Raw genomic sequence first — 4,975 nt, 5'->3', positions numbered from 1 at the left:
AGGCTCAGCAGTCAACCAAGACGGCGCCAGCAACGGCCTCACCGCACCCAACGGCCCATCCCAGCAGCGCGTCATTCGCCAGGCGCTCGCCAGCGGCGGGCTCACCCCCGCGGACGTCGACGCCGTCGAGGCACACGGCACCGGCACCACGCTGGGAGACCCGATCGAAGCCCAGGCTCTGCTCGACACGTACGGCCAGGATCGACCCACCGACCGTCCACTATGGCTCGGCTCCATCAAGTCCAACATCGGCCACGCCCAAGCAGCGGCAGGCGTCGCCGGGGTCATCAAGATGGTCATGGCGCTGCACCACCGTCAACTCCCCCGGACCCTGCATGTCGACGCGCCCAGCCCGCACGTCGACTGGACCACCGGCGCCGTCGAGCTCCTCACCGAGCCCCAGCCGTGGGAGCCCACTGAGCGTCCCCGCCGAGCCGGCATCTCCTCCTTCGGCATCAGCGGCACCAACAGCCACCTCATCGTCGAAGAGGCGCCACCGAGCGAGGATCCGGAGCCCGCGGGCACCGCGACCGGCCCGGTCCCGCTGCTGGTCTCCGCCCGCACCGAGGGCGCACTGCGCGAACTGGCCGCCCGTCTCGCCGGTGCCGTCGAGGAGAACGCCGACCTCGCCGGGCTGAGCCACTCGCTTGCCACCACCCGCACCGCCTTCGAGGAGCGCGCCGCCGTCATCGCCGCGGACGCCGACCAGGCCCGCGCCGGCCTGCAGGCGCTCGCCACCGGCGCACCCGCCGCACACGTCGTCCGCGGTGTCGCCGCCGCACCCGGCCCGCTGGCCTTCCTCCTCACCGGCCAGGGCAGCCAGCGGCACGGCATGGGACGCGAGCTGTACGAGACGTTCCCCGTGTTCGCGGACGCGCTCGACGCCGCGATCGCCGCCGGGCTCCCCGCCGACCTGCGCGAGGTCATGTTCGCGGACGGCGACGACCGTCTACACCAGACGCAATACACCCAGCCGGCCCTGTTCGCCCTCCAGACGGCGCTGCACCGGCTCCTGGAGAGCTGGGGCGTCAGACCGGACTACCTGATCGGTCACTCGATCGGGGAACTGACCGCCGCGCACCTGGCCGGCGTCTTGAGCCTGCCCGACGCCGCCACGCTCGTCACCACCCGCGCCGCCCTCATGCAGCAGCTGCCAGTGGGCGGCGCCATGGTGGCCGTCAACGCCACCGAGGAGCAGGTGCTGCCGCTGCTCGCTGGACGTGAATTGCAGGCCGGCATCGCCGCGGTGAACGCGTCCACCTCGGTGGTGCTCTCCGGCGACGAGCGGACCGTGCTACAGATCGCCGAGCAGTGCCGCGCCGCCGGGTACAAGACGAAACGGCTCACGGTCAGCCACGCGTTCCACTCGCATCACATGGACGACATGCTGGAAGCGTTCCACGAGGTGGCCGCATCCCTGTCGTACGCGCCGCCGCGCGTACCCGTGGTCTCCAACCTCACCGGCGAACTGGCCACCGCCGAACAGCTCGGCTCGCCGCGCTACTGGGTGCAGCACGTGCGGCAGGCGGTTCGCTTCGCCGACGGCGTCAGCACGCTGCACGGCCAGGGCGTCACGCGGTACCTGGAGCTCGGGCCGGACGGTGTGCTCACCGCGATGGCCGCCGACACCCTCGCCGGGGAGACCGTCACGGCCGTAGCGACCCTCCGCGGTGGACGGCCGGAGCCGGAGGCGTTCCTGGGCGCCCTCGCCACGCTCCACGCCTCCGGAGCACCCGTCCGGTGGGAGGCGGCGTTCGACGGCCAGCCGCGCCGGGTCGACCTGCCCACGTACCCGTTCGAGCGGCAGCGGTACTGGCTGGACACTCCCGCCGTGGGCGGCGACGTCGCCTCCGCCGGGCTCACCGCGGCCGGCCACCCGTTCCTCGCCGCCGCCGTGGCCCTCGCCGACGGCGACGGACTGCTCTTCACCGGGCAACTCTCCCTCGCTACCCACCCGTGGCTGGCCGAGCACGCGGTGCTGGGCGCCGTCCTGGTGCCTGGTACGGCGCTGGTCGAGATGGCGATCCGGGCCGCCGACCAGACCGGCTGCGACCAGGTCGAGGAGCTGACGCTCCAGGCGCCGCTCGTGCTGCGCGGGCCGGAACCGGTCGACGTGCAGGTGGCCATCGGCCCGCCCGACGGCGGTGGCGAGCGCGGCGTGACCGTCCACTCGCGACCGCACGACGCCGACCCCACCGGTACACCGTGGACGTGCCACGCCACCGGACGGCTCGGCACAGCCGCTGACGCCGCCACACCCACGATCGCCTGGCCGCCCAGGGCGGACGCCCTCGACACCACCGGCCTCTACGAACACCTGGCTGGTCTCGGGCTCGCGTACGGGCCGCTCTTCCAGGGCGTGCGGCGCGCGTGGCGGGACAGCGATCACCTGTACGCCGAGGTGGAGCTGCCGGAGGACGCGCCGGACGCGGACCGGTTCGCGGTGCACCCCGCGCTGCTGGACGCCGCGCTGCACGCCCTGGCGTTCAACACGACGGGGGAGACGCCGCTGCCGTTCGCGTGGAACGGCGTCCGGCTGCACGCCGCCACGCCCCGGCAGCTGCGGGTGCGGCTCACCCGCACCGGAGCTGACGAGACCTCGCTGGTCGCGGTCGACGCCGCCGGCCAGCCGGTGCTGACCGTCCGGTCGCTCGCCACCCGCCCGGTCACCGCCGACCAGCTCGCCGCCGCCGGCGACCAGCACCGCGACCGGCTGTTCCACCTGGACTGGACGCCGCTGCCGGAGTCCACGGAGCCCGTCGACGCCCCGATGTGGACGGTCCTCGGGCCGGACCCGCTCGGCCTCGCCACCGCACTCGGCGCGGACGTCACCACCGACCTCGACACCGTGACCGGTGGCTGGGTGCTGCTCCCCCGCACGGGCGCCGAACCGCCGGCCGGTGTCCACGCCGCCGTCACGGAGACGCTCGCCACGCTGCGGGCGGTCCTCACCGACGAACGGCTTGCGGACGCCCGGCTCGCCGTGATCACGCGCGGAGCGGTGGCGACGCACGCCGCCGACGGGCCCGCCGACCTGGCAGGTGCCGCGCTGTGGGGCCTCGCCCGCGCGGCGCAGAGCGAGTACCCCGGCCGGGTCACCCTGGTCGACCTCGACCACCACGAGTCCTCGGCACCGGCGCTCGCCGCGGCCCTGGCCAGCGACGAACCGCAGGTGGCGATCAGGCACGGCGCGCTCGTGGCGGCGAGGCTGGCGCGTGCCTCGGCTGACCGGGCACTCACCCCGCCGCCGGACGCGACCGCCTGGCGGGTCGACACGACCGCGCGGGGCTCCCTCGACAACCTGACGCTGGTGCCGCATCCCGACGCTGAGCGGCCGCTTAGCCGCGGCGAGGTCCGCGTGGCCGTACGGGCCGCCGGGTTGAACTTCCGCGACGTGCTCATCGCCCTCGGCATGTACCCGGGTGAGGCGTTCATCGGCGGTGAAGCGGCCGGCGTGGTCACCGAGGTCGGCCCCGGTGTCCCGGGGATCGCGCCCGGAGACGCGGTGATGGGCCTCTTCTCCGGAGCGATGGGACCGGTCGCGGTCACCGACCACCGGATGGTCGCCAAGGTGCCAGCCGGCCTCACGTTCGCCGAAGCCGCCACCATCCCCGTGGTCTTCCTGACCGCCTACTACGGACTCACCGATCTCGGCCGGCTCACTGCCGGCGAGTCACTGCTCGTGCACGCGGGCACCGGCGGCGTCGGCATGGCCGCGATCCAACTCGCCCGCCACTGGGGCCTCGACGTGTACGCGACCGCGAGCCCCGCGAAGTGGCCGGCGCTGCGCGATCTGGGCGTCCCACAGGAGCGGATCGCGTCGTCGCGCACGCTCGACTTCGAGGCTGACTTCGCCGCGGCCACCGGCGGGCGGGGCTTCGACGCCGTGCTCAACTCGCTCGCCGGTGACTACGTCGACGCGTCGCTGCGGCTGCTGCCGCGCGGCGGGCGCTTCCTGGAGATGGGCAAGACCGACATCCGCGACGCGAGGCGTATCGCCGCCGACCACCCGGGCGTGCGCTACACCGCGTTCGACATGGCCGACGCCGGCCCGGACCGCATCAAGCGGATGCTGACCGAACTGGCCGCGCTCTTCACGCGCGGCGCGCTGCGACCGCTGCCCGTCACCGCGTGGGACGTCCGCCGGGCGCCGGAGGCGTTCCGCCACCTGGGTCAGGCGCGGCACGTGGGCAAGGTGGTCCTGACGCTGCCGGCGCCGATCGACCCCGACGGCACGGTACTGGTGACCGGCGCCACCGGCACGCTGGGCACCCTGGTGGCCCGGCATCTGGCCGAGGAACACGGCGTGCGGCACCTGCTGCTGGCATCCCGGCGCGGTCCGGACGCCCCGGGCGCCGACGAGCTCACCGGCCTCGGCCGCGTCGTCGCCTGCGACACCGGCGACCGCGACGCCCTGGCGCACCTGCTCGCCGGCATCCCCGCCGAGCACCCGCTCACCGCCGTCGTGCACGTGGCCGGCGTAACCGACGACGGCACCATCGCGACGCTGACCGCCGACCAGGTCGGGACGGTACTGGCGGCCAAGGTGGATGCCGCGTGGCACCTGCACGAGCTGACCCGCGACTCAAACCTTGCCGCGTTCGTCGTCTTCTCCTCGGCGGCCGGCGTGCTCGGCGCCCCGGGACAGGGCAACTACGCCGCCGCGAACACGTTCCTCGACGCGCTCGCGCAGCGCCGCCAGGCGGCCGGCCTGCCCGGCACGTCCATCGCCTGGGGACTGTGGGAGCGGGCGAGCGGCATCACCGGTACCCTCACCGGCGCCGACCGGGCCCGGATGGCCCGCGGCGGGATCCGGCCGCTGTCCACCGAGGACGGCCTGGCCCTGTTCGACGCGGCCCGGTCCGGCTCCCGCGCCCTCGCCGTGGCCGCGCCCCTGGACGCCGGCGCGCTCCGGCAGCGCGCCGCGGCCGGCCCGCTCCCGCCGCTGCTGCGCGGGCTGGTCCGGGCGCCCGCC

At 74.8% G+C, this 4,975-nt stretch carries 1 protein-coding gene; it reads left to right on the top strand.

Annotated features, from left to right (window positions below; all coding sequences use genetic code 11):
• The coding region (locus tag V6V89_RS41020) for an SDR family NAD(P)-dependent oxidoreductase (RefSeq protein ID WP_334625126.1) at positions 1–4,975 on the top strand (4,975 nt) is incomplete at both ends.

This window comes from Micromonospora sp. CPCC 206061, assembly GCF_036906915.1.
Lineage (GTDB): Bacteria > Actinomycetota > Actinomycetes > Mycobacteriales > Micromonosporaceae > Phytohabitans.
This window is presented reverse-complemented; position numbering and strand designations above follow the sequence as displayed.